Annotated in this window: 20 protein-coding genes; 11 read left to right on the top strand and 9 right to left on the bottom strand. The window is 75.2% G+C overall.

Annotated features, from left to right (window positions below; translation table 11 throughout):
- Nucleotides 1-107 precede the first annotated feature (107 nt).
- Nucleotides 108-1,343, top strand: a complete 1,236-nt coding sequence (locus ABZW32_RS12765) for a CaiB/BaiF CoA-transferase family protein (protein ID WP_356214730.1) — start codon at nucleotides 108-110, stop codon at nucleotides 1,341-1,343.
- Between the two features lie 88 nt (nucleotides 1,344-1,431).
- Here the strand turns inward: ABZW32_RS12765 and ABZW32_RS12760 are convergent, their stop codons facing one another.
- On the bottom strand, nucleotides 1,432-1,701 hold the full coding sequence (locus tag ABZW32_RS12760) for a hypothetical protein (protein WP_356214728.1): 270 nt from the start codon (nucleotides 1,699-1,701) through the stop codon (nucleotides 1,432-1,434).
- A gap of 270 nt (nucleotides 1,702-1,971) precedes the next feature.
- Here ABZW32_RS12760 and ABZW32_RS12755 point away from each other — a divergent pair, with 270 nt between their 5' ends.
- The gene (locus ABZW32_RS12755; RefSeq protein ID WP_356214726.1) at nucleotides 1,972-3,675 is read left to right on the top strand and encodes a serine/threonine-protein kinase; all 1,704 of its coding nucleotides are present in this window, start codon (nucleotides 1,972-1,974) and stop codon (nucleotides 3,673-3,675) included.
- Nucleotides 3,676-3,719: 44 nt separating this feature from the next.
- Here ABZW32_RS12755 and ABZW32_RS12750 read toward each other — a convergent pair whose 3' ends face one another.
- Entirely contained in the window at nucleotides 3,720-4,520 is an 801-nt protein-coding gene (locus ABZW32_RS12750; RefSeq protein ID WP_356214786.1) for an SGNH/GDSL hydrolase family protein, read from the bottom strand.
- A gap of 221 nt (nucleotides 4,521-4,741) precedes the next feature.
- Here ABZW32_RS12750 and ABZW32_RS12745 point away from each other — a divergent pair, with 221 nt between their 5' ends.
- Nucleotides 4,742-5,839 (top strand): DUF5925 domain-containing protein, encoded by a 1,098-nt coding sequence (locus ABZW32_RS12745; RefSeq protein WP_356214724.1) that lies wholly within the window; start codon nucleotides 4,742-4,744, stop codon nucleotides 5,837-5,839.
- A 354-nt stretch (nucleotides 5,840-6,193) separates the two neighbouring features.
- On the opposite strand, the gene ABZW32_RS12740 is transcribed toward ABZW32_RS12745, so the two are convergent.
- Nucleotides 6,194-6,580 carry a GntR family transcriptional regulator gene (locus ABZW32_RS12740; RefSeq protein ID WP_356214722.1) on the bottom strand — a complete coding sequence of 129 codons (387 nt, stop codon included), beginning with the start codon at nucleotides 6,578-6,580 and terminating at the stop codon, nucleotides 6,194-6,196.
- A 72-nt stretch (nucleotides 6,581-6,652) separates the two neighbouring features.
- Between ABZW32_RS12740 and ABZW32_RS12735 the strand changes: the two genes are divergently transcribed.
- The 3 genes from ABZW32_RS12735 to ABZW32_RS12725 all read left to right on the top strand — a co-directional run bounded on the left by ABZW32_RS12735 (nucleotide 6,653) and on the right by ABZW32_RS12725 (nucleotide 9,420).
- On the top strand, nucleotides 6,653-7,597 hold the full coding sequence (locus tag ABZW32_RS12735; RefSeq protein ID WP_356214720.1) for a GNAT family N-acetyltransferase: 945 nt from the start codon (nucleotides 6,653-6,655) through the stop codon (nucleotides 7,595-7,597).
- Nucleotides 7,594-8,076 carry a DUF402 domain-containing protein gene (locus ABZW32_RS12730; protein ID WP_356214719.1) on the top strand — a complete coding sequence of 161 codons (483 nt, stop codon included), beginning with the start codon at nucleotides 7,594-7,596 and terminating at the stop codon, nucleotides 8,074-8,076. Before ABZW32_RS12735 ends, ABZW32_RS12730 begins: the two co-directional genes overlap by 4 nt.
- A 273-nt stretch (nucleotides 8,077-8,349) precedes the next feature.
- Nucleotides 8,350-9,420 carry a lytic polysaccharide monooxygenase gene (locus ABZW32_RS12725; RefSeq protein ID WP_356214717.1) on the top strand — a complete coding sequence of 357 codons (1,071 nt, stop codon included), beginning with the start codon at nucleotides 8,350-8,352 and terminating at the stop codon, nucleotides 9,418-9,420.
- A gap of 29 nt (nucleotides 9,421-9,449) precedes the next feature.
- On the opposite strand, the gene ABZW32_RS12720 is transcribed toward ABZW32_RS12725, so the two are convergent.
- Nucleotides 9,450-10,310: an alpha/beta fold hydrolase gene (locus ABZW32_RS12720; protein ID WP_356214715.1), complete on the bottom strand. Its 861-nt coding sequence runs from the start codon at nucleotides 10,308-10,310 to the stop codon at nucleotides 9,450-9,452.
- Between the two features lie 205 nt (nucleotides 10,311-10,515).
- On the opposite strand from ABZW32_RS12720, the gene ABZW32_RS12715 reads away from it, so the two are divergent.
- Nucleotides 10,516-11,637 carry an acyl-CoA dehydrogenase family protein gene (locus ABZW32_RS12715; RefSeq protein WP_356214713.1) on the top strand — a complete coding sequence of 374 codons (1,122 nt, stop codon included), beginning with the start codon at nucleotides 10,516-10,518 and terminating at the stop codon, nucleotides 11,635-11,637.
- A 102-nt stretch (nucleotides 11,638-11,739) separates the two neighbouring features.
- On the opposite strand, the gene ABZW32_RS12710 is transcribed toward ABZW32_RS12715, so the two are convergent.
- Entirely contained in the window at nucleotides 11,740-12,768 is a 1,029-nt protein-coding gene (locus ABZW32_RS12710) for a hypothetical protein (RefSeq protein ID WP_356214711.1), read from the bottom strand.
- Nucleotides 12,765-16,439: a DNA polymerase III subunit alpha gene (locus ABZW32_RS12705; protein ID WP_356214709.1), complete on the bottom strand. Its 3,675-nt coding sequence runs from the start codon at nucleotides 16,437-16,439 to the stop codon at nucleotides 12,765-12,767. The genes ABZW32_RS12710 and ABZW32_RS12705 overlap by 4 nt, the downstream gene beginning before the upstream one ends.
- Nucleotides 16,440-16,583: 144 nt before the next feature.
- Between ABZW32_RS12705 and ABZW32_RS12700 the strand changes: the two genes are divergently transcribed.
- A complete protein-coding gene (locus tag ABZW32_RS12700) occupies nucleotides 16,584-17,732 on the top strand; it encodes a DUF3533 domain-containing protein (RefSeq protein ID WP_356214707.1) in 1,149 nt (382 codons plus the stop codon).
- Nucleotides 17,733-17,866: 134 nt separating this feature from the next.
- On the opposite strand, the gene ABZW32_RS12695 is transcribed toward ABZW32_RS12700, so the two are convergent.
- From ABZW32_RS12695 to ABZW32_RS12685, 3 genes are all read right to left on the bottom strand, one after another.
- A complete protein-coding gene (locus tag ABZW32_RS12695; RefSeq protein WP_356214705.1) occupies nucleotides 17,867-18,283 on the bottom strand; it encodes a hypothetical protein in 417 nt (138 codons plus the stop codon).
- A 65-nt stretch (nucleotides 18,284-18,348) separates the two neighbouring features.
- On the bottom strand, nucleotides 18,349-20,004 hold the full coding sequence (locus tag ABZW32_RS12690; protein WP_356214703.1) for an amidohydrolase: 1,656 nt from the start codon (nucleotides 20,002-20,004) through the stop codon (nucleotides 18,349-18,351).
- Between the two features lie 82 nt (nucleotides 20,005-20,086).
- The gene (locus ABZW32_RS12685; protein ID WP_356214701.1) at nucleotides 20,087-21,502 is read right to left on the bottom strand and encodes a cytosine permease; all 1,416 of its coding nucleotides are present in this window, start codon (nucleotides 21,500-21,502) and stop codon (nucleotides 20,087-20,089) included.
- A 151-nt stretch (nucleotides 21,503-21,653) separates the two neighbouring features.
- Between ABZW32_RS12685 and ABZW32_RS12680 the strand changes: the two genes are divergently transcribed.
- From ABZW32_RS12680 to ABZW32_RS12670, 3 genes are all read left to right on the top strand, one after another.
- A complete protein-coding gene (locus ABZW32_RS12680; protein WP_356214699.1) occupies nucleotides 21,654-22,274 on the top strand; it encodes a TetR/AcrR family transcriptional regulator in 621 nt (206 codons plus the stop codon).
- Between the two features lie 116 nt (nucleotides 22,275-22,390).
- Nucleotides 22,391-23,293, top strand: coding sequence for an alpha/beta hydrolase (locus tag ABZW32_RS12675; protein WP_356214697.1), 903 nt, complete (start codon nucleotides 22,391-22,393; stop codon nucleotides 23,291-23,293).
- Between the two features lie 86 nt (nucleotides 23,294-23,379).
- A complete protein-coding gene (locus ABZW32_RS12670; RefSeq protein ID WP_356214695.1) occupies nucleotides 23,380-23,988 on the top strand; it encodes a GNAT family N-acetyltransferase in 609 nt (202 codons plus the stop codon).
- Nucleotides 23,989-23,996: the final 8 nt, after the last annotated feature.

Raw genomic sequence — 23,996 nt, 5'->3', positions numbered from 1 at the left:
CGACGACGCCGGCCGGCGGCCGAACGGCAGGTCCGCGCCGCCGCGGGACAGCCGCCGGGGCCGCACGGGGTGACAGACCCGGGCCTCCCGGTATAGGCATCGGTGTCATGGACACCGACCCGGCCCCCGCCACCGCCCCCCGCGGCGCCGCCCCCCAGCCCCTCCCGCTCGCCGGTATCACGGTCGTCGCCGTCGAACAGGCCGTCTCCGCGCCCTTCGCCACCCGTCAGCTCGCCGACCTCGGCGCCCGGGTCATCAAGGTGGAACGCCCCGACGGCGGCGACTTCGCGCGGGCGTACGACACCGCCGCCCACGGCCTGGCCTCGCACTTCGTCTGGGCCAACCGCGGCAAGGAGTCCCTCGCCCTCGACCTGAAGGACCCGCGCGGGCTGGAGGTGCTGCACGAACTGCTGTCCGGCGCCGACGTCTTCGTCCAGAACCTCGCGCAGGGAGCCGCCGCCCGCCTCGGGATCGACGCCGCGGCCCTGTGCGCCCGCTACCCCCGGCTGGTCGCCGTGGACGTCTCCGGCTACGGGCCCGGGGGCCCCTACGCCCACAAGCGCGCCTACGACATGCTCGTGCAGTGCGAGGCCGGCCTGGTCTCGGTCACCGGCACGCCCGAGGTCCCCGTGAAGGCGGGGATCCCGGCGGCCGACATCGCCGCCGCCATGTACGCCTTCTCCGGGGTGCTCGCCGCCCTCCTGCGCCGCGGGACGACCGGCCGCGGCGGCCCCGTCGAGGTGTCGATGCTGGACGCGCTCGCCGAATGGATGGGACACCCGCTGCACCACACGATGCACGGCGGGGAGCAGCCCGTGCGGACGGGGCTGGCGCACGCCGTGATCGCCCCCTACGACGCCTACCCGACGGCCGACGGGGACCGCGTGCTGCTGTCGGTGCAGAACGACCGGGAGTGGGGGCGCCTGGCGCGGCAGGTGCTGGGGCGGCCCGACCTGGCGGAGGATCCGGCGTACGCGACGAACGCGGCCCGCACCCGGGGCCGGGAGAAGACGGACGCGGTGGTGGCCGAGGCGCTCGGCCGGCTCGGCGCAGACGAGGCCGTGCGGTTGCTGGAGGCGGCCGGGATCGCCTGCGCGCGGCTCAACTCGGTGGCACAGCTGGCCGCGCACCCGCAGCTCGCGGCACGCGACCGCTGGCGGCAGGTGGATTCACCGGCGGGCCCGCTCCGCGCGCTGCTGCCGCCGATCGGGCTGCCGGGTGGCGCCGAACCGCGGATGGGAGCGGTGCCCGCGCTCGGCGAGCACACCGACGCCCTGCTGCGCGCCCTGGGGATGACGGGCGCGCAGATCACGGCACTGCGCCGGGACGGTGTGATCGCCTGAGGCCGGGGGAACGCCGGGAGGATCCCGGTGGACACCCGGGAGGGGCCGGGGGTGCGGCCGGGCCGGACCGGCCGCGCCGCGGGGACGTCTACGAGCGGCGGCTGCCGAAGAGCGTGCGACGCAGCCTGCGCAGCGGGGCGAACAGCGCGACGCGCGCGCTCCGGCTCCGCTGGACGTGCGTGTGGTCGCGAGAGGTGAGCTCGCGCATCAGCAGGGTCGCCTCGGCCGCCTCGTGGTGCGGGACGGCGGGGCCGCCCAGCACGGCGAGATGGCGGTCGAGGCGCGAGCTGACCGCGCTGCTACCGCAGGTGATGGCAGGCACGCGGGGCGGCCTGCTGCGCATTGCTATCTGTTCCATGTCTCTCCCCACCCGTACGAGGGCACCCGGCCCGGGCAGGGTAACCCTATCGCCCCGGCGTCACACTCGGGTATCCCGGTGGTGTGAATTACCCCTGTAGTTACGGGTAGTTGACGATTACTCACCGGAGTCGACCGTCACTCTCCGCAGCATCCGGCCGACTTGGGGAGCCCCTCGGAGGGATGAAAGGAGAGTGTCGTCACGACGGGGGCCGACCGACGCGCACTGCGCTAACTTGGAGTGATCACCCGGTGACGCTTGGGGGTTCGCGTGAGTGGGAACGAAGGCGGGGACGCCGCGCGTGTCGTCGCCGGACGCTACCGGCTGCTCGGCCCCCTGGGCCGCGGCGGCATGGGCATCGTCTGGCGGGCCCGGGACGAGGTGCTGGGCCGCGAGGTCGCCGTCAAGGAGGTAAGGGCGCCCGCCGGGCTGGACGCCGCCGAGGTGGCGCGCATGTACCGGCGCCTGGAGCGGGAGGCGTGGGCGGCGGCCCGCGTCTCGCACCGCGGGGTCGTCACCGTCTACGACGTGGCGAGCGAGGACGGCCGGCCCTGGATCGTGATGGAGCTGGTGCGCGGGCTCTCGCTGGCGGAGGTGCTGGAGGGCGAGGGCCCGCTGACCCCGCAGCGGGCGGCCCACCTCGGCGAGCAGGTACTGGCCGCGCTGCGCTCCGCGCACGAGGCGGGGGTGCTGCACCGGGACGTGAAGCCCGCCAACGCGCTGATCGCCAACGACGGGCGGGTGGTGCTGAGCGACTTCGGGATCGCGAGCCTGGAGGGCTCCTCCGCGATCACGATGACCGGCGAGATGGTCGGCTCCCCCGAATTCCTGGCCCCGGAGCGGGCGTTGGGCCAGGAGCCGGGTCCGGAGTCGGACCTGTGGTCGCTCGGGGTGATGCTGTACGCGGCCGTGGAGGGCGTCTCCCCGTTCCGCCGGGACACCCCGCTGTCGACGCTCCACGCCGTGGTGGACCGGGAGCTTCCGCCGCCGCGCCGGGCCGGGGCGCTGGAGCCCGTGCTGGAGGGGCTGCTGCGCAAGGACCCGCGGGAGCGGCTCGCCGCCGCGGAGGCCGCCCGGATGCTGCGGATCATCGGCGCGGGCGGGACCGTCCGGGCCTCCGGCGGGCCGGTGTCGGGGCCGGACGCCCCGACGGCCGTCACGCCCGGGACGGGCGGCCCGTACGGAACGGGCGGCCCGCACGCGGGCGGCGGCCCGTACGCGGAGACCCCGGCGGTGGGACCGGCGTCCGCCGCCGCGCCGTCGTCGTCCCCGCCGCCCCGGCCGGGGCGGGCCGGGGTGGTGCTGACCTTCGGGATCGCGGCGCTGCTGCTGGTACTGGCCCTGCTGGTGTGGCTCCTGCTACGGGACACCGGCTCCGGGACGGACGGGGCCGGCGGGGCCGGGTCCTCGGGCTCCGCGGCGGCCTCCGGGTCCGCTCCGGCGACCGCCTCCGGCTCGGCTTCCGCGTCGGCGTCGGCCTCCTCCTCGGCGTCGGCCGGCACCGGGCCCCCGCAGAGCGTCACGCTCTACGTCCACACCGTGCGCCCCGCCTACGCCGGGACCTGCCCGCCGCCCGGGACGCTCGCGCCCGCCTTCACCGGGACGCTGGAGGTGGCGCGCACCCCCGCCGTGGTGGAGTACCGCTGGATCACGCGCGGGGGACCGGCTCCCGCGTCGGACTGGCAGAGCATCGTGTACGAGGCGGACGGGCCCCGGACCCGCCAGTTGGACCACACCGAGTCCGGGCACCGGGCGGGGGCCACCCTCGCCGACGCGGTCCGGTTGGAGGTGCGGCAGCCCGCCCTGACGGCCTCGCCGTGGCTGGAGTTCTCCGTGACGTGCGCGAAGGAGACCCCGACGGGCGGGGCCTCCTCCCCCGCCGCCTCCGCGACGCCGGGCGGCACGCCCCCGCCGGAGCCGACCCCGACGCCGACGCCGAGTCCGACGCCGAGCGGGCAGGCCGGTCCGGGGTAGCGGAGACGGCGCGGGGTGGCGCCCCGCCGGTCAGGCCTTGCCGGTCAGGCCTTGCCGGTGAAGACGGGCAGGTAGCCGCCGGACTGCCCGGCGGCGGTGGGGTGGTAGGACTCCGTGATGTTGAGCCAGTTGACGCTGTGCAGCCACGCGTCGCCGGAGCAGATCTCGTGGCCCGTGAAGGATCCGGCGACCGAGGCGAAGGTGAATCCGTGGTCGGCGGCGCGCTTGGCGATGGCCGCGTTGAGGTAGTCGGACGCTCCGTTGATGGCGGTGCGTTCGCCTTCGGTGAGGCCGGCGACGCAGTTCCCGTTCAGCTTGTAGAAGCGGGGGTAGCCGAGGACGACCACCCTGGCGCCCGGGGCCCGGCCGTGGATGGCGTCGTAGACCTGGTCGAGCCGTCCGGGGAGGGTTGAGTCCACGTACGCCTTGGCCTCGTTGACGCGGCTGACGCAGGTGGATTCGGACTGGAGCACACAGGTCGTCATGACGTCCGAGAAACCGGCGTCGTTGCCGCCGATGGTGATGCTGACCAGGTCGGTGCCGGAGTTGAGCGGAGCGAGCTGCCCGGAGAGGACGTCGTCCGTACGGGCGCCCGAGCAGGCGACGAAGGAGAAGGTCTGGGGGGAGTGGGCGGCGGCCCACAGGGCCGGGTAGGCGCGGCTGGTGCGCTTGCAGTTGCCACTGGCGCCGTCGTAGTTGCCGGCGCCGACGCCGGAGGAGTACGAGTCGCCGAGGGCCACGTAGCCGAAGTCGGCCTGGGCGGCGGCCTGGCCGGTTCCGAGCAGGGTGGCGCCGGCGGCGAGGAGCAGGGAGGAGGCGAGGGCGGCGAGGCGCGGCAGTCTGATGCTCATGGGGATGGCTCCTTGTGGGGGTACTCCGTGGGGGGGTTACTCCTGAGTCCGTGGTACAAGCAGCCGTGACCTTGTGGAAGTGTCCATGCCAAGAATGTTTCGGGGCGGCTTGGCGCCGGAATCTTCACGCCCGTTGCGTTTGAAGAGGGAACGCCGCCACCCGATCCGGCGAAACACGGGTGCGTGCGGGCACATCGTGCCGGATCATGGGCGCCATGCCAGCAGACCCGCAGGACGCGCTGCCGATTCGCCTGAACGTGGACGACAGTGATTCACCGTCGGATGTCGTCGACGCCCTGTTCCTCGGCCGGTTCGCCTCCGGCGAGCAGCCGTACGCGCAGAGCGTGACGATCGACCGGGTGAAGCCGGAGGCGACGCTGCTGCCGCCGCGGGCCACCGTGCTCCGGTCGGCGCGCGACACCGACCGCAGCGCCACGCTCGCCGAGGGCGAGGGGTGGACCGTGCTCGTCTCCCGCTGGAGCAGGGGCGCCGACGTGACGGTGACCGCGGTCAGCGACGAACTCGCCGCCGGGGTCCTCGGGCAGGCCACCGATGGGGCTCAGGACGAGCCCGAACCGCAGCCCGACAACGTCACGATGGGGTTCTGGTACGTCTCCCCGCGCCGCGGCCCGTACCGCACGACCCGGCAGATCTCCGCGGGCACCTGGGACGAAATCCGGCCCAACTACACCGCCCCGGTGGCGACGGCGATGGACCGGCTGATGAAGCTCACCCCGGACGACATCGCGGGCCGGCTGCTGCTCCTGCACGGACCGCCGGGCACCGGGAAGACCTCGGCGCTGCGGACGCTGGCGCGGTCGTGGCGGGACTGGTGCCAGGTGGACTGCGTCCTGGACCCGGAACGGCTGTTCAACGACGTGGGCTACCTGATGGACATCGCGATCGGGGAGGACGAGGGCTCCGCCAAGGGGCGGTGGCGGCTGCTGCTGCTGGAGGACTGCGACGAGCTGATCCGCGGGGAGGCCCGGCACACGGCGGGTCAGGCCCTGTCGCGGCTGCTGAACCTGACGGACGGTCTGCTGGGCCAGGGCCGCAACGTGCTGGTCGGCGTCACCACCAACGAGGACCTGGAGCGGCTCCACCCCGCGGTCGTCCGCCCGGGGCGCTGCCTGGCCCGCATCGAGGTCGGGCGGCTGACGCGGGGGGAGGCGGTGGACTGGCTCGGTACGGAGGAGGGCGTCTCCCGCGAGGGCGCGACCCTGGCCGAACTCTTCGCCCTGCGCCGCGGCACGGGCCCGGCGGCGGTGGTCCCGGCACAGCCGCAGACGCCGGAGGCGGGCCTGTACCTCTAGCCTCCGGCGGTCACGGGGGGGGTGGCTCGGGGCACGCCCCGAACCCCGGCCCACCGGCGAACCCCCGGCGACCGGCCGGGGCGATGCCGGTCGGGCCGGCTCCGGAGGCACACGGCCTCCGGACACCGGACACCGGACCGCGTCGACGGACAGTCGGGGCGATGCCGGTCGAACCGGCCCCGGACCACGCCCCCGTGCGGCAGGCGGTCGGGGCGATGCCGAACGTCTGGGCTCCGCCCGGCGAACCGGCCCCGGACGGCGGGCCGGACCAACGCCCCCGGGCCGACGCCGGGCCAACCGGACCGCGTAGCGCCACGGGCGCCGGGGCGGGTGAACCGTCGGGGCGGCGGTCGGTCAGGGGGTCGCGTAGCGGGCGCGGAGGGCGGATGTGGCGGCTTCGACGGCTTCCGCCTCCGTCAGGCCGAGGCGGTGCGCCCGCTCCGCGTACGCCTGCGCGGCCGCGGCCGCCTCCCGGGAGGAACCCTCGGCGGCGGCGACGAACGTCCCGTTGCGGCCCCGCGTCTCGATCACCCCGTCGGCCTCCAGCGCCCGGTACGCCTTGGCCACCGTGTTGGCGGCCAGCCCCAGTTCCTCCGCCAGGCCGCGCACCGTCGGCAGCTTGTACCCCGCCGGGAGCTTGCCCGACCGGGCCCGGTCGGCGATCTGCGCGCGCAGCTGTTCGTACGGGGCGGCCGCGCCGGCCGAGCCGTCGATCCTGATCCTGAGGTTGGTCGAGGTCACGCCGCCGATTGTCCCCCATCCCCCGGGTAATTCGCAGGCGCGGGCCGCGGGCCCACCCGTAACGTCGGCCGCATGACCGTCCTGATCCGCGACCTGCGCCCCGCCGACCCCACGGACGCGGAGGCCGTCGTACGCGTGCGCCGGGCCGCCCTGCCGTTCATGGTGACCACCCCCGCCGGTGTGGCCCACGAGCTGGCCGGCGCGCCCGCCGCGAAGCGCTACCGGCTGCTCCTCGCCGAGACCCCCGACGGCCGTGCCATCGGCACCGCGCAGGTCGGGCTCGCGCACGACAGCCCCGAGCCCGGCCAGTCGTTCGTCAACGTCCTCGTCGACCCTGCGCACCGGGGTCTCGGCGCCGGGACCGCCCTGGTGCGCGCCGCCGAGGAGCACCTCGCGGCCGCGGGCGCGCGGGCCTCGTACAGCTGGGTGCTGGACGGGCCGGCGCACCGGGCCTTCGCCGAGCGGCACGGCTACCGGCCCGGCCGTTCCGCGCACTTCCTGCGCCTGGACCTGACGGCCGCCGCCCTGCCGCCGCTCCCCGCCGCCCTCCCGGCCGGGGTGGAACTGCGCCCCGGCTCGGCCTTCGCCGCCGATCCGCGCCCGCTGTTCGAGGCCGACGCCGAGGCGAGCGCCGACGAGCCGGGTGACGTACCGGCGGAGCTGGACGACTACGAGGAATGGCTGGCCGACGTCTGGCACGACCCGACCCTGGACCACGGACTGACCACGGTCGTCCTCGTCGACGGCCGGGTGGCCGCCTTCTCGGCCGCCCGGACCGACGGCGCCACCCGCTACTCCTCGGCGATGACCGGCACGCTGCGCGCCCACCGGGGCCGCGGGCTGGCCAAGCTCGCCAAGACGGACTCCCTCCACCGGGCCCGCGCGGCCGGGTACACGGAGGCGTTCACCGGCAACGACACCGGCAACGGGCCGATGCTCGCGATCAACGAGTGGTTCGGGTACGAGATCTGCGCGACCGAGACGCGCCACACGAGGAAGCTGGGAGCGGCACGATGACCACGCGATGGATCGTCACCCTCACCAAGGCCGGCCGCACCAAGATCAGCTATCCGGCGGCGCAGGTGTCCGACGACGGCGACCGGATCTCCGTGCGCGCGCCCTGGGCGGCTGCCGGGGTCAAGGACTTCGGCTTCGTGCGCTTCGAGCCGGGCGACGTGTTCGTGGAGCACTTCTGGCGCACGCGCTGGTACGCGGTCAAGGAGGTGTGGAGCGGCGCGGGCGTCCTCAAGGGCTGGTACTGCGACGTGACCCGCCCGGCGGTGGTCCGCGGGGGCGAGATCGTCGTCGACGACCTGGACCTGGACCTGTGGGTGTCGGCGGACCGCGCGTCCGTCCTGCGGCTGGACGAGGACGAGTTCGCGGCGAGCGGCCTCGTCGCGAGCGACCCGGAGGCCGCTGCCCAGGCCGTCCGCGCCCTCGACGCCCTCGACGACCAGGCCCGCTCGGTCCCGGGACTGGCCGCCCTGCTCGTCTGACGGCCCGTCCGGCGGGGTGGGCGTCGGGGGCGACGGGGCGGGCGTCGCCGTCGCGCGGGTCCGGGGGCCCTTCCTGTGGGCCCGCTTAGGCCGTCCTTAAGCGGACCCTAAGGATCACCGCGGGGGCCCGGATCCGGGGCCCGGGGCGGTGGGCGCGGGCTAGCTTGGCCGGGCCAGGGAGGGTCGGTGGCGGCGGGAGCCCGGTTCGGGACCGCGCCGCACCGACCGGTTCCGCTGGCGCGCCCCTGCCTTGTGCCCGAAGGAGATCCACCCATGCCCGCGTCCCGCCGCCGTACCGCCCTCCGTTTCGCCGCCGCCGGTCTCGCCCCGCTCGCGGTGGCCGCGTACGCCGCCGGGCCCGCCGCCGCCCACGGTTCGATGACGGACCCGGTGAGCCGGGTGGCGGCCTGCTACGCGGAGGGGCCGGAGTCCCCGAAGTCGGCCGCGTGCAAGGCCGCCGTGGCGGCGAGCGGGACGCAGGCGTTCTACGACTGGAACGCGGTGAACATCGCCAACGCGGCCGGCCAGAGCAGGAAGCTGATCCCCGACGGGCAGCTGTGCTCCGCGGGCAACTCCAAGTACAAGGGGCTGGACCTGCCCCGCGCGGACTGGCCCGCCAGCCCGATGACGGCCGGGGCGCACACCTTCCGGTACAAGGGGACCGCCCCGCACAAGGGCTCCTTCGAGCTCTACGTGACGAAGGACGGCTACGACCCGACGAAGCCGCTGAAGTGGTCCGACCTGGAGCCCGCCCCGTTCGCGAAGGTCACGGACCCGGGCATGCAGAACGGCGACTACGTCTTCGGCGGGACGGTCCCGAAGAAGACGGGCCGTCACCTGATCTACAGCATCTGGCAGCGCTCGGACAGCCCCGAGGCCTTCTACACCTGCTCGGACGTGGTCTTCGGCAAGGACACCGGGGCGGGTGGTGCCGGTACGGGGACCGCCCCCGGCGGCGGGCCGAGCACGCGGCCCTCGACCGGGTCCGGTGCCAAGCCCTCCGCCGCGCCCGCCGCTCCGGCGGCCGACGGGGACTCCGCGCCGCCGGCCAAGGCGCCGACGGACCAGCAGATCTCCGACGGCGCGGGCAAGTCCTCCGTGGAGCACAACGGCCACGGTGACAACGACCCGAAGACGAACGGCGCGGCGGGCGCCGTGCCGATCTCCGTCCCGGCCGCCTCGCCGTCCGCGGCCGGCTCCACGGGGGGTGACCTCGCGCAGACGGGCGGCAACAGCGCCACCCCGGCGATCGCGATCGCCGGGGCAGGCGCCCTGGCCGCCGGTGCGGCCGTGATGTTCGCGGTGTCCCGCCGCCGGGCGGCGGCGGGCCGTCACGGCCGCTGACCTGACGGGCCGCCCGGACCGCCTGTGCGTCAGTCGAAGACCGACGCGCAGGTGGTCCGTTCGGCGTGTGCGGGGTCGAGGGCGTTGAGCGCCTCGTGCCAGGCGATGCGGTCGGTGAGGCCGATGGTCACGTGCTCGGAGATGTCCAGCGGGCACAGGTCCTGGAGCAGGACGTTGCGTACGTTCGCCCCGTCGAGGAACTGGGTCCGGTAGGGGGTGACCACCTCGTCGTAGCGGGTGGCGATCACCGTGTACTTCACGCCGGGGACGGTGTCGCCGCCCGCGTTCAGCTTGTTCTGGAAGGCGGAACCGGCGATCTGGTCGGCCAGCCCGGGGGTGGCGGTGCTGATCAGGTCCTCGGCGCCGGGGAAGTACGGGAGGAGCTTGGTGAGTCCGGACAGGGTGGTGCCGTGGTTGTCGGGGGCCAGCCCGACGAGCGCGTTGACCTTGGCGCCGCCGCCCAGGAACTTCAGGTAGTAGCGGGGCATCATGCCGCCCTGGGAGTGGCCGACGAGGTCGGCCTTGGGGGCGCCGGTGGAGGCCAGCACCCGGTCGACGAAGGTGTCGAGCTGGGCGGCGGACTTGTCGATGGGGCCGAGCCCGTTGAAGAAGGGCACGCCCGGGAGCTGTCCGTAGTCGAGGGAGTAGACGCAGTACCCGCGGTGGACCAGGTACGGCGCGAAGCCGAGCCAGTTGTCCACGGAGTTCCCGAAGGTGCCGTGGACGAGGACGACGGGGCGCGGGTGCGCGGCGGACGGCTTGCAGGACCAGTCGTTCCAGCCGCTGCTGGGGCCGGACGCGGCCTGGGCGGCGCCGGTCGGGGCGACGAGGGCCGCGGCGGCGAGGGTGAGGACGGCGAGCGGGCGGAGCAGGCGTCTCCAGGGCAGCATCGGGTGATCTCCTTGCGGGTCAAGGGGAATGCGTGGGGGTTCGTCCCGTGATCCGGATCACAAGGGGGCTGCTGCCAGCTAAATTACGGGCGAGTAGCAAGACAGGGAAGTTACGCGTCGGTAAAAACTGGTGTGTCGAGGCCGTCTCCAGCGCCGCTCCGGAACAATGGACGCCCCCGGACCCGGACTTGAGGTGATCGCGGCCATGCAGAGCGCTCCCGGCGCGGGTACCGCCCTGGCCGCCCCGCCGGCACTGGCGGCCGATCCGCTGGTCGCGGCCGTCACGGAAACCGCCGTACGGGTCCTGCGCCCCGAAGCGGAGCACACCGCCGTGGCCGGGGTGGCGCGCACGCACCTGGACGCGCTCGCCGCGTGCGGTGCGTACGGGCTGCTCGCCTACGAACCGGACCCGGCGGGCGGGCTCACGGCCCGTCAGGTGGTCCGGGAGGTCCACGAGGTGCTGGCGGCCGTCGATCCGTCGACGTGGTTCGTGTGGACGCAGCACGTGCCGACGGTGAGGGCGCTGCTGGCGGCGGACGGCCCGGACGGGGACGCCGTGCGCGCGCGGTGGCTGCCCGCGCTGCTGGGCGGTGAGCGGCGGGCCACGGCCGGCTACGCCTTCCTGCGCCATCCGCGCCCGCCGGTCACGGCGGAGCGGGTGCCGGGCGGATGGCGGCTCGGGGGGCGGATGCCGTGGATGACGGGCTGGGGCCTGGCCGACGTGGTCTACGTGGGCGCGGTCACCCCGTCCGACGAGGCGCTGTTCGCGCTGGTGGACTGCGCCGACGGCCCGGACGGCGGGCTGAGCGCCGTCGGCGGGGAGGCCCCGCTGTGGGCGATGGGCGGTACGCACACGGCCTCGGTCGAGCTGCGCGACGTCCACGTGCCCGACGCGCGGGTGGTCGGGCGGATGCCGCGGGCCGACTGGATCCGGGCCTACGACCTGGAGAACGCCGACGCCCAGCCGGCCGTCTTCGGCCAGCTGCGGGCGACCGCCGACTTCCTGCTCGGGTCTCCCCCGTTCGAGGAACTCGGCCTGCGGCTCGCGCGCAGGACGGCCCGGCTGCGCACGGAGGCCTACGCCCTGCGGGACGGGCTCGCGCCGGGGGAAGGGACGGCCGGGCGGCTCGCCCTGCGGGCCGCCTCCCTGGACCTGGCCGTGCGGGCGGCCGCGGCGTGCGTGGCCGTGGCCGGCGGCCGGGCGGTCCGGTTCGGGCACACCGCGGGACGGCTCTCCCGCGAGGCCCAGTTCCACCTGATCCAGGCCCAGACCACCCCGCTGCGCACGGAAACGACCCACCGCCTCCTCCCCGACCTGGACGACTGACCCTCCCGGCACCCGCCGCCGGGGGCTGCGCAGGAGCGACCGGCCGCCCACCCCTGGGGCTCCGCCCCAGACCCCGCGCCTCAAACGCCGGCGGGGCTGGATTCAGTCGCAGCTCGCACCAAGGCGAACCGAGCCCCCGAAAAAAGTGGCGGCGGGGCGGACCGTGCCCGGGCCGAAGCGGGCGTTGGCGCGGTCGACGGCGGCTTCGGCCGTGAGGCGGGATTCGCGGGCGGGGTCCAGGGAGAGCTGGCGGGTGGTGCCCGCGGCCGCGGTGAGGTCCTCGGCGCGGAGCACCATGCCGGTGAGCCGGGCCCGTTGCAGGCCGGCCGCGTCCATCAGCCGGTACGCGAGGGTGCGCAGGTCCTCGTCGTGGGCGGAGGGTTCGGGCAGTCGGCGGGACTTCTCCCAGCGGGTGCCGCCCGCGAACTGGAGGGTCAGGGAAAGGGAACGGGCGGCCTGGCGGCGTCCGCGCAGGGCGGCGCCGAGGCGGACGACGAGGGCGAGGAGGGCGGCGCGGGCGTGCGGGCCGTCCAGTTCCTGGCGGGTGAAGCCGGTGCGGACGGCGGCCGAGGGAGGCAGGTCGCGCGGGGTGACCGGGCGCGGGTCGATGCCGCGGGCACGGTCGGCGACGAGCCGTCCGGACCGTTTGCCGAGGATCCGTTCGAGGACTCCGGACGGGACCCGGGTGAGCGCCCCGACGGTGTGCAGCCCGTAGCCGCGCAGGGCTTCGGCCTGGCGGGAGCCGAGTCCGTACAGCGCGTCCACGGGGAGCGGGGCGAGGAAGCCGGCCACCGCCGCCGGGTCGTCGGGGACGGTCAGGGTGCCGCCGGGTTCCGGGATCCGCGCGGAGGCCATGGCGGCGACGGCCCAGGTGCCCGCGACGCCGATCCGGACGTCGGTGCCGAGCCGGGCCACGGCGCGCAGCCGGACGACCTCGGCGATGCGGGCGGGGTCGGCGCCGAAGTACCGCTGGGCTCCCCGTACCTGGACGAGGGCGGCCCGGGGCGGCAGGGCCTGGACGACCGGGGAGAACTCGCGCAGCAGGTCGAGGACCTCGCGGTAGCCCTCGGGGGTCAGGGTGGGGGCGCAGCGCACGTGCAGGACGCCCGCTCCGGTGCGGGGGCGGTTCATCCCGCGCTCCCGGGGCTGGAGTGCCACAGTTTGCGGCCGGTGGCGGCGCGGTCCCCGGGCGGCTGGAGGTCGGCCCACGGGTTCATCTCGTAGCCGGTCGGGAGGTGGATGCGGCGGCCGTTGTCGGGGGTGGCCGCGGGCAGGGGGGCGGCCAGGCGGGCCGTGACGGCTCCGAGGCCTTCGCGGGCGCGCAGTGCGGCCAGTTCGGCGAGGTCCCAGGCGGCGGCTCCGACGACGCTCAGGCTCTGCGGTCCGCGCCGCTGGACGACGCCCCGGACCAGGAGCAGGAAGGAGTGGAAGACGGTGTGGGCGCAGGCTTCCTGGCTGTCGTCGAAGAAGGCGAGGTCGACGAGGCCGGTGCCGTCGTCGAGGGTGGTGAAGACGACCCGTTTCCCGGAGCGGATCGGCGGGGTCTGGGTGGCGGCCTTGGCGCCGGCGACCAGGACGGTCCGGCCGTGCGCGGTGTCCCGCAGGCGGCGGGCGGGGACGACGCCCAGTTCGGCGAGGAAGGCCTGGTGGTCGCCCATGAGGTGGCGGGAGGCGTCCATGCCGAGGACGCCGAGTTCGGCGCTGAGCCGTTCGGCTTCGGTGAGGTCGGGCAGTCCGACGGGGGCGGTGGAGCGGCCTCCGCCCAGCGGCAGTTGGGTGGAGCCGCGGGCTCCGGCGGCGCGCTGGGCGCCGTGGAGTTCCGCCAGGTGCAGCAGCAGGTCGCGGCGGTTGGCGCCGAAGGCGTCCAGCGCGCCGACCTGGGCGAGGCGTTCGGCGACGGGGCGGCCGGGGTGTGCCCGGTCCCAGAAGTCGCGCAGCGAGGCGTAGGGCCGGCCGGCCTCGATGCGCAGGGCTTCGGCCTCGCTGATGCCGTGGACGTCGGAGAGGGCGAGCCGCAGGCCCCACCGCTCCGGGTCATCGGACACCAGTTCGATGCGGTGGGTGGTCGCCGAGTGGTTCACGTCCAGCGGCAGCACCGGTACGCCCCGGCGCCGGGCGTCGGCCAGCAGCAGCCGTTTGGGGTACATCCCGGGGTCGTGGGTGAGGAGTCCGGCGTAGAAGGCCGCCGGGTGGTGGGCCTTGAGCCAGGCCGACTGGTACGTGGGCACGGCGAAGGCCACGGCGTGCGCCTTGCAGAAGCCGTAGCTGCCGAAGGCCTCGACGATCTCCCAGGTCCGGGCGATCACCTCCGCCGCGTAGCCCCGGGCGGCCGCGGTCACCGCGAACCAGGCCTTGATCCGGCCCTGGGAGTCCGGGTCGGAGAGCCCGCGCCGGACCCGGTCGGCCTCGTCCCGTCCGCAGCCGGTCATGACGTGCACGATCTCGATGATCTGCTCGTGGAAGACGACGACCCCGTAGGTCTCGCGCAGCGCGTCGGCGAGGTCGGGGTGCGGGAAGCGGACCGGGGCCCGCCCGTGCCGGGCCTCGATGAAGGGGCGCACCATGTCGGCGGCCACCGGGCCCGGGCGGAAGAGGGAGATGTCGACGACCAGGTCGTGGAAGTCCGTCGGCTGGAGCCGGCCCACCAGGTCGCGCTGGCCCGGGGACTCGATCTGGAAGCAGCCCAGCGTCTCGGCGGAGCGGATCAGTTCGTACGTCGGCCCGTCGCCCGGCGGCACCTGCGCCGGGTCGTCCAGGTCGAGTTCGCGTCCCGTGGTCCGCCGCAGCTCCGCGACGGCGTGGGCCATCGCGGACTGCATCCGCACGCCCAGGACGTCGAGTTTGAGCAGTCCGAGGTCCTCCACGTCCTCCTTGTCGAACTGGGACATGGGGAAGCCCTCTCCGCTGGTGGGGACCACCGGGGTGCGGGCGAGCAGGGTGGCGTCGGAGAGCAGGACCCCGCACGGGTGCATGGCGGTGCCGCGCGGGAGGGCGTCCAGGGCCTCGACGAGGTCCCACAGCCGCTCGTACGCCCCACCGCCCGTCCCGTCCCGTACGTCGCGCAGTTCGGGCAGCTCCTCCAGGGCGGCGCGGGCGTCGCGGGCGCGGATGTGCGGGAAGGCCTTGGCGAGGCGGTCGACGGTGGCCGGGTCCATGGACAGGGCGGCGCCGACGTCGCGGACGGCGTGGCGGACCCGGTAGGTCTCGGGCATGGCGACGGTGGCGACGCGTTCGGCGCCGAAGCGGGCGATGATCCGGCGGTACACCTCCAGCCGGCGGGCGGACTCCACGTCGATGTCGATGTCGGGCAGGACGCGGCGGCGCCTGGACAGGAAGCGTTCCATCAGCAGTCCGTGCGCGACGGGGTCGGCGTGCGCGATGCCGAGGAGGTGGTTGACGAGGGAGCCGGCGCCGGAGCCGCGGGCGGCCACCCGGATGCCCATCTCCCGTACGTCGTCGACGACCCGGGCGACCGTCAGGAAGTAGGAGGCGTAGCCGTGGTGGGCGATGACGTCGAGTTCCTCGTGCATCCGCGCCCAGTAGGCGGGGTCGCCGGCGTGGCCGCGCAGCACCAGGCCCGCCGACGCCCGGGAGGTGAGCACCCGCTGGGCGGTGCGGTGGGCGGCGCCGACGAGGCGGGCCTCGGGGAAGTGCACGGAGCCGATGCCGAGGTCGTCCTCGGGGTCGACGGAGCAGGCCTCGGCGGTCTCCCGGGTCCGCGCGAGCAGCCGGCGGGCGTCGGCGGGGCGCAGGCCGGCGGCCTCGGCGATCCGGTCGGCGGCCTCGGCCATGCGGCCGGGGTCCTTGAGCCAGCGCTCGCCGCCGTCGAGGGGGCCCCGGGGGTCGACGGGGACCAGGCGGCGGGCGGCGTCGAGGACGTCGGCGACGGGGCCCTGGCCCGGGTCGGCGTAGCGGACGGCGTTGGTGAGCACGGCCGGGACGCCCTGCTCGGCGGCGAAGCCGACGGTACGGGCGGCCAGCCGCAGCGAGCCGGGGCCGGTGCCGGCGCGGCCGTGGTGGACGGCCTCCAGGCGCAGGGCTTCCCCGTAGACCTCCCGCCAGGGCGCGAGCAGCCGGGCCGCCCGGTCGGGGCGCCCGGCGGCGAGCGCCCGGCCGACCTCGGAACCGGGCCCGAGGAGTACGAAGACCCCGTCGCCGGACAGCGCCTCCCAGGGCACCACCGGCTGCCGCCCGCCGCCGGGTGCGAAGCCGGTGCCGGCGGGTGCGAAGCCGGTGCGGCCGGGGCCGGAGCCCGTACCGCCGGAGCCGAAGCCCGTGCCCCCGGAGCCGAAGCCCGTACCGCCGGGGCCGGAGCCCGTGCCGCCGGGACCCGTGCCGCCGGGCGCGGAGCCCGTGCCGTCCGGGCCGGGCCCCGCAGGCCGCCCGGCCGGGTCCGCGGCGTGGGCGGCGGTGACCATCCGGCACAGCTGCGCCCATCCGGCGGCGCCGTCGCGGGCCAGGAAGAGCGCTCGCGGGGCGGACTCGTCGACGAAGGCGCCGCCCTTGACCGGGACCCGCCTGCGGTACGAGGCCTCACCGGCCCCGCCCGCGGGAGCCCCGGCCCGGGATCCGGTGGGCGGCTCCGCGGGGGACACGGCCAGGTCCACCCCGAACAGGGGCCGGATCCCGGCCTTCGCGGCGGCCTTCGCGAACCGGACCGCGCCCGCGAGGGTGTCGCGGTCGGTCAGGGCGAGGGCGTCCATGCCCCGCTCGACGGCGCGCTCCGCCAGCCGCTCCGGGTGCGAAGCCCCGTACCGCGTGGAGAACCCCGAAACGGTGTGCAGATGCGTAAAACCAGGCACCCGCGGCCTCCTGCTTCGCTCGAATCAACACCTCCCCCGGCTCCACCATAGAGCAATTCGAATATCCGTGCGAAACAGTTGTTCGATCATCCATTCGGTCCTCCCCTGCTGCGCCCGGCCCCCGCCGCGCCGAGCGTGAGGGACATGACCCAGCCCACCGAGAGTCCCGCCGCCGAGCCGCCCGGCGGCTTCCTCGCCGAGGTCAAGGACGCCGTGACCGTCCGGGCCGCCCTGCTGGTCCTGGGCGTACTGGCCCTCCAGCTGGCCTTCGTCACCTCGTACATCGGGGCCTTCCACCACCCCGAGCCCCATGAGATCCCGATCGCGGTGGCCGCCCCCGTCGAGCGGGTCGCCCAGCAGTCGGCGCAGCGGCTCGCCGCCCTCCCCGGCAAACCCCTCGACCCGCGCGCGGTCGGGAGCGAGGCCGCCGCCGTCACCCAGGTCGAGAACCGGGAGGTCGACGGCGCGCTGGTCATCGACCCGGCGGGCACCACCGACCGGCTGATCGTCGCGAGCGGCGCCGGGGCCTCGCTCTCCCAGGCCCTGGAGCAGGTCGTCGGCGCGGTCGAGAAGGCCCAGGGGCGCGGCGTCCGGGTCGTCGACGTGGCCCCCGCCTACCGGGGCGACGCCCGCGGGCTCAGTTCCTTCTACCTGGTCATCGGCTGGTGCGTGGGCGGCTACCTGTGCGCCGCGATCCTCGCGATCAGCGCCGGGGCCCGTCCCGCCAACGTCCACCGCGCCGTCATCCGGCTCGGTGCGCTCCTGCTGTACTCCCTCGTCGCGGGGCTGCTCGGCGCGGTCATCGCCGGCCCGGTGCTGGACGCGCTGCCCGGCTCGCTCATGGGCCTGTGGGGCCTGGGCACCCTGGTCGTCTTCGCGGTCGGCGCGATCACCCTGGCCTTCCAGGGGCTGGCGGGCGTGATCGGCATCGGCCTGGCCATCCTGCTGGTCGTGGTGCTCGGCAACCCGAGCGCCGGGGGCGCCTACCCGTACCCGCTGCTGCCGCCGTTCTGGAGCGCGATCGGCCCGGCCCTGCCGCCGGGCGCCGGCACGTACGCCGCCCGCTCCATCACCTACTTCCACGGCAACGGCGCCCGCGGGCCGATGCTCGTGCTGGCCGCCTGGGCCGTGGCCGGCGCCGCGATCACCCTGGCCTGCGCGGTCACGCGCCGGGGCAGACCGGGGGCGGCGGTGGGCAGCGGCCTGCCCGACGACGACCCGTCCGTACCCGGCTCCGCCGGCGGACCCGGACCCGGAACCGGCCCCCGACCCGCAGCCGAACCCGGACGGTGAAAACCCCCGGGACGGCGGTGTTCACCCACGCCCCCGCCCACCGGCCGGAAGCCCCCGCGTCCGGGCCCGACCTCGACCCCGATCCCGGCCCCGCCCCCGGACGGACCTCTCCGGCGGGCGGCCGTCCGTCCGGTTCACCGGCCCGCCGGGTCCGGTCCCTCCAGCAGCCGGGCCGCCCGGGCGACCTCGGCCTCGTACACCTGGAAGTCGACGCGCCGCCCGTCCGGGGCCCGGTACTCCAGCACGCGCATGCCCGGCCGCAGGCCTTCCCGGACGGCCACCCGGCCGCCCACGGGCACCGCGACCGCTCCGCGCAGCGGGGCCTTGAACTCCGCGCCCGCGCCGTCGGCGCCGACGCCGAGCTTCCCGTAGCCGAAGAACCGCCGCCGCGTCCCCTGCCGCCAACGCGCCCGGCAGGGAACGGCCACGGCGGCGCCGCCCGAGGCGGACGCCGTACGTGCGGCCGCCCCGCGGGAGACCGTCCTGCGGGCCGGGGTTCCGGCCGTCAGGGCGATGAGCGCCAGCACCACGAACTCGACGAGCGTGTCCACGTACCCCCCGTTCCCGGGGCGGAGCCGCCCCGGAGGGGCAGCGTAGGCACACCCGCCGCCGGAACTCAGCCCGCCCGGTGGACGATTTCGCCCGCCACCACCACGGTTTCGGCCACCGTGCCCGGGATCCGGTCCGCCGGGATCCGCAGGATGTCGCGGGAGAGCACCACGAAGTCCGCCGCCTTGCCGACGGTGAGGGAACCGCGTTCCTCCTCCAGGAAGTTGGCGTGGGCGGAGCCCATCGTGTAGCCGTACACCGCCGTCTCCACGTCCACCGTCTCCGCCGGCTGCCACGCAGGGCCGCCGCCGGACAGCGGGCGGCGGGTGACCGCCGTGTAGATGCCGACCATCGGGTCCATCTCGGCGACGTTCCAGTCGCTGGAGAAGGCCAGCACCGCCCCGGCCTCGTGCAGGCTCCGCATCGGCCAGGCCTTGTGCCAGCGCTCCTCCCCCACGTTCTCGGCCCAGTCCTGACCGGGTCCCGCGATCTCGGGCGCGCAGTGCCGCGGCTGCATGCAGGCGACCACGCCCAGCTCGGCGAAGCGCGGCACGTCCTCGGGGTCCAGGCACTCCACGTGCACCACCTGGTGGCGGGCGTCGCGCGGGCCGTTGACGGCGCGGGCGTGCGCGACGGCGTCCAGGACGGTGCGGATGCCCCGGTCGCCGGTGGCGTGGACGAAGCACTGGAAGCCCCGCGCGTCCAGCTTCGCCAGCAGCTCCGCGAACTCCTCGGCCGGGTAGAAGGTCTCGCCCCGGTGGTGGCCGCAGCCCGCGTACGGTTCCAGCAGCGCGGCCGTACGGGGTTCCACCACGTCGTCGATGTACAGCTTGAGCGGGCCCACCCGCAGCCGGTCCCCGGCGAACCGCCGGGCGGCCCCGGCGAACGCGTCCAGGTCGGCGTCACCGGTGCCGCGCGGGTGGAACAGGGCGGCGACGATCCGCGAGCGCAGCCGGCCCTCGGCGCGGGCGCGTTCGTACAGTTCGAGGTCGTCGAGGGAGTTCTGCGGTTCGACGACGGTGGTGATACCGAAGCCGATGGCGTCGTCGAGGCTCCTGGCGAGGCGTCCGTACTGCCGGTCGGGCGAGGCCCACGGAACGCCGAGCTCGCGCAGCGCCCGGTGGCCGTCCCGGGACAGGCCCTTGACGGCGAAGTCCTTGACGAAGCCGGTGGGCTCCCCGGTCTCCGGGTCCACGGCGGCCGTGCCGAAGGGCAGGTCCGTGCGGTCCCGGGAGACGCCCAGCCGGTGCAGGGCGGCGGTGTTCAGCCAGGCCGTGTGGACGTCGTACGAGAGCACGATCGCCGGGACGTCCCCGGTGACCGGGTCCAGGTCGGCGGCGGTGGGCATCCGGCCGTCCGGGATCGCGGAGTAGTCGAAGGCCTCGGCCTCGATCCACCCGGCATCGGGGTGCTCCGCCCGCCAGGCCCGTATCCGCTCCCGGATGCCCTCCAGGGTGCGCACCCCGGCGAGCTGGACGCAGTCGGCGTCGGAGCCGAGCCGGACGTGGTTGTGGGCGTCGACGAACCCGGGCAGGACCAGCCGGCCGCCCGCGTCGATCCGCTCGGTGTCCGGACCGGCCCAGGCCTCCGCCCCGGCGTCGGGACCGACCCAGACGATCACCCCGTCGCGGACGGCGAGGGCCTCGGCCTCGGGCAGGTCCGGGTCCACGGTGTGGATCCGGGCTCCGGTCAGCAGCAGGTCGGCGGGGAGGGGACGGGACATGGGTGCTCCAGGGTGCGTGGACGTACGGGTGCGTGGACGTACGGGTGCGTGGACGTACGGGGGGACGTACGGGGGGGGGAGGTCAGGCCGCGGGGGCGTGCGCCGGGAGGCTGCGGCGGGCGAGGGCCCAGTAGACGAGTCCGGAGACCACCGAGCCGAACAGCGTCAGGTCGGCTCCGCCGAGCGGGGCCACGAGCGGTCCCGTCCACAGCTCGGAGTCGCAGGTCAGGGCGGCGAAGACCAGACCGGCGAGGAGGGCGGTCATCCCGGCGGGGTGGTAGCCGGAGCGGTACCAGTAGGCGCCCCGGCACCCGGCGTGCAGTGCGTCGGCGTCGTAGTGGCAGCGGCGCATCAGCATGTCGGCGAGGAAGACCCCGCCCCAGGGGGCGAACACGATGATCAGGAGGGAGAGGAAGGAGAGCAGCGAGGTGGTGAAGTCGGCGAGGAAGAGCGCGGCGAGCGAGCCGGCGGCGGTGACGGCGCCGCTGATGCCGAGGGCGCGGGCGCGGCTCCACGGGATGCCGAGGACCTGGAGGTTCAGGCCGGAGGAGTAGAGGGTGATGATCGAGTTGGTGACGGAGCCACCGAGGACCAGGAACAGGAACAGCGGCCGGAACCAGCCGGGCAGCAGGCCCTCGGCTCCGGCGACGGCGTCGGTCATGTCGGTCTGGGTCGCGGCGGCCACCCCGGCGACGCCGAGGGCCACGGAGGAGACGATGCCGCCGAGGGCCCCGGTCCAGGTGATCGACTTCAGCGAGGTGGTGCGGGGCAGGTAGCGGGTGTAGTCGGCGGGCATCGGCAGGTACGAGAACGGCCCGGCGAGCATCACCACGAAGGCCAGGCTCCAGCCGGAGAGTCCGGGCGCGGCGGCCGGGGCGGCGGAGGTGTCGGCGCCCGGCAGGACGAAGACGAGCAGCGCGCCGAAACCGGCGGCCAGCACGTACGCCGCCCAGCGCTCGGCGAACTGCACGGTGGCGTGGCCCCACAGGGTGACGGCGAAGGTGAGCACGAGGGTGACGGCGAGCGCGAGGGCGCGGGCCGCCTTCCCGTCGGCGAGGCCGCTCTGGGCGAGGAGCAGCTCCAGCGCCAGGGTGCCGACGACGGTGTTGACGATGGTGTATCCGATGCTCACCACCCAGTTCAGGACGCCGGCGGGGAAGTTGCCGCGGGTCCCGAAGGCGGCGCGGGAGATGACGAGGGTGGCGGTGCCGGTGCGGATGCCGCTGAGTCCGGCGGCGCTGATCGCGAAGAAGGACAGGGCGCTGAGCACGACCACGGCGGTGGCCTGCCAGAAGGAGAGCCCGAAGGCGACGGCGAGGGCGCCGTTGATCACGTAGGTGAAGGTGAGGTTGGAGCCGAACCAGAGCCAGAAGAGGTCCTTGGCGCCGCCGTGGCGCTCCGCGTCGGGAATGGGGTCGATGCCGTGCGTCTCGACGCGGAACACCTCGTCGACGTCGGCTCTCTCCTGTGTCTCCTGCTGTGTCTCCTGCTGTGCCACGACGGACCCCTGACTCTGGCTGACGCCGGCCATGAACCTTGAATGACGTTCTAGGTTCTTGAATGGCATTCAAGATGCGGTGCGGCATACGGCCACGTCAAGACCCTGTCCGGGATAAGGTCTGGCCCAGGAAGATCGGGAAGGGGGACCGGTGGCGGGAGCGGCACGGCGGCGCGACGGGCGGATCGCCCAGGAGCGGATGCTCGAAGAGGCCATGGCGGCGATCGCCGAGGACGGCCTCGCCACGCTCACGATGTCCGCGCTGGCGGAGCGGCTCGGCACCAGCGGCGGCCACATCCTGTACTACTTCGGCAGCAAGGACCGGCTCCTGCTGGAGGCCCTGCGCTGGAGCGAGGAGCAGCTCGCCGGGGAGCGCCGGGCGCTGCTGGGCCGGCGGCTGACCGCCCCCCGCAAGCTGGACCTCTTCCTGGAGCTGTACCTCCCCGAGGGGCCGCGCGACCCGCGCTGGACGCTCTGGATCGAGCTGTGGGCCCGCACCGCCTCCAACGAACCGCTGAAGGCCGCCCAGGAGGAGATCGACGAGGGCTGGCAGCAGGACCTGGAGGCGCTCCTCACCAAGGGGGTGGACCAGGGCCGGTTCGCACCCCTGGACGTGTCCGCCCGCGCCTCGGAGCTGCTGGCCCTGCTGGACGGGCTGAGCACCCGGGTCGTCCTCGGCCAGCGCGGCGCGGACCGCGCCCGGGCCCTGGAGCGGGCCCGGTCGGCGACGGCCCTGCTGGTCCCGGGCCCGCCGAGGGCACCGCAGGCCTGAGCGCGGCCGGGAGGCACGGCGCGGACCCTGTCTTTTCGCACTGCGGCCTACCGCGTTCCCCGACCGAAGAGCACAATCACCCTGACTGCTCGCGTCGGACGTGAGGGAGGGAACGCGTGCGCAAAGAAGTGCGCACCGCGGACGGACGCACCCTGGTGGCCGAACGCTGGGGCGATCCTGACGGCAAGCCCGTCCTCCTGCTCCACGGCATGCCCGGCAGCCGTCTGGGCCCGGCGCCCCGGGGCATGGTGCTCTACCAGCGGCGGATGCAGCTCATCGCCTACGACCGGCCCGGCTACGGAGCCTCCGACCGCCACCCCGGCCGCACCGTAGCCGACGTGGCCCACGACGTGGCCGCCGTCGCCGACTCCTTCGGCCTGGACACCTTCGCCGTGGCCGGCCGGTCCGGGGGCGGCCCCGGCGCCCTGGCCTGCGCCGCTCTGCTGCCCGACCGGGTGACCCGGACCGCCGCCCTGGTCCCCCTCGCCCCACGGGACGCGGAGGACCTGGACTGGTTCGCCGGGATGGCCGCCTCGAACGTACGGGAGTACACCACCGCCACCGACGACCCCGAGGAGCTCGCCGCCCGGCTGATCCCCCGCGCCGCCGGGATCCGCCGGGACCCGGGGCGGCTCCTGGAGGAGCTGCGCCGGGAGCTGACCCTCAACGACCGCCTGATCGTCTCCGATTCGGGCCTGCGGTCGATGCTGCTGCGCAACTACCGCGAGGGGGTCCGGACCTCGGCCTGGGGCTGGATCGACGACATCCTGGCCTTCAGCCGCCCCTGGGGCTTCGACCCCGCCGACATCCGCTCCCCCGTCCTGATCTGGCACGGGGAGCTGGACGTGTTCTCCCCGGTCGGCCACTCCCGCTGGCTGGGCCGCCGCATCCCCGGCGCCACCACCACCATCGACCCGGTCGCCGCCCACTTCGCGGCCTTCCGCGCCCTGCCCGACGTCCTCAACTGGCTGCTGCGCGAACTCCCGGCCCCGGCCGTGGGCGAGGAGCAGCCCGCCTAGGCCCTGCCGGCGCCGCGTCCGACCCGGTGCGCGGGGAGCGGGACCCCGGCTCCGGGTTCAAGATCATCGGGTGCAGAATGACCCGTATGTCGATAACGAACACGCCCGAAACGGCCGCGATCGAAGACGCTCCCCTCGTCAGCCGCATCCTGACCCGCGCCTTCGACGACGACCCGATGATGCGCTGGTTCTTCCCCGACGACGCCTCCCGCGAGGAGTCCCTGGGACGGTACTTCACCACCCTCTTCACCCGGCAGTACGTCCACCACGGCGTGTGCGAGCGCACCGGATCGGCCGCCTCCTTCTGGGTGGCCCCGGAGGCGGGGGACAAGGCCGTTCCCGACGCCGGGACCATCGAGGAGCTGCGCGCCATCCTCGGCGACCGGGCGGGCCTGTTCGGGGAGGCCGTCGGTGCGGCCGCCGCGCACACGCCGCAGGAGGCGCACTGGTACCTCGCCCTCATCGGCGCCGACCCGGCCGCCCAGGGCCAGGGCCACGGCGCGGCCCTGCTGCGCTCGGGGCTGGCCAAGGCCGACGCGGCGGGCCTGCCCGCCTACCTGGAGTCCTCCAAGCCGTCCAACCTCCCCCTCTACGAGCACTTCGGCTTCCGGGTGCGCGCGGAGGTGCCGCTGCCGGGCGGCGGGCCCGTGCTGTGGGGCATGTGGCGCGAGCCGCGCCGGCCGGCCGACGCCTAGAGTGCCGT

This window comes from Streptomyces sp. NPDC004667, from assembly GCF_040609475.1.
Lineage (GTDB): Bacteria > Actinomycetota > Actinomycetes > Streptomycetales > Streptomycetaceae > Streptomyces.
Note: the sequence above shows the minus strand (reverse complement) of the source record. Positions and strands in the feature narration are given on the sequence as shown.

Coding starts and splice junctions, on each gene's coding strand:
- ABZW32_RS12765 (WP_356214730.1), top strand. CDS start 108: ATGGACACCGACCCGGCCCCCGCCACCGCCCCCCGCGGCGCCGCCCCC.
- ABZW32_RS12760 (WP_356214728.1), bottom strand. CDS start 1,701: ATGGAACAGATAGCAATGCGCAGCAGGCCGCCCCGCGTGCCTGCCATC.
- ABZW32_RS12745 (WP_356214724.1), top strand. CDS start 4,742: ATGCCAGCAGACCCGCAGGACGCGCTGCCGATTCGCCTGAACGTGGAC.
- ABZW32_RS12735 (WP_356214720.1), top strand. CDS start 6,653: ATGACCGTCCTGATCCGCGACCTGCGCCCCGCCGACCCCACGGACGCG.
- ABZW32_RS12730 (WP_356214719.1), top strand. CDS start 7,594: ATGACCACGCGATGGATCGTCACCCTCACCAAGGCCGGCCGCACCAAG.
- ABZW32_RS12725 (WP_356214717.1), top strand. CDS start 8,350: ATGCCCGCGTCCCGCCGCCGTACCGCCCTCCGTTTCGCCGCCGCCGGT.
- ABZW32_RS12720 (WP_356214715.1), bottom strand. CDS start 10,310: ATGCTGCCCTGGAGACGCCTGCTCCGCCCGCTCGCCGTCCTCACCCTC.
- ABZW32_RS12715 (WP_356214713.1), top strand. CDS start 10,516: ATGCAGAGCGCTCCCGGCGCGGGTACCGCCCTGGCCGCCCCGCCGGCA.
- ABZW32_RS12710 (WP_356214711.1), bottom strand. CDS start 12,768: ATGAACCGCCCCCGCACCGGAGCGGGCGTCCTGCACGTGCGCTGCGCC.
- ABZW32_RS12700 (WP_356214707.1), top strand. CDS start 16,584: ATGACCCAGCCCACCGAGAGTCCCGCCGCCGAGCCGCCCGGCGGCTTC.
- ABZW32_RS12690 (WP_356214703.1), bottom strand. CDS start 20,004: ATGTCCCGTCCCCTCCCCGCCGACCTGCTGCTGACCGGAGCCCGGATC.
- ABZW32_RS12670 (WP_356214695.1), top strand. CDS start 23,380: ATGTCGATAACGAACACGCCCGAAACGGCCGCGATCGAAGACGCTCCC.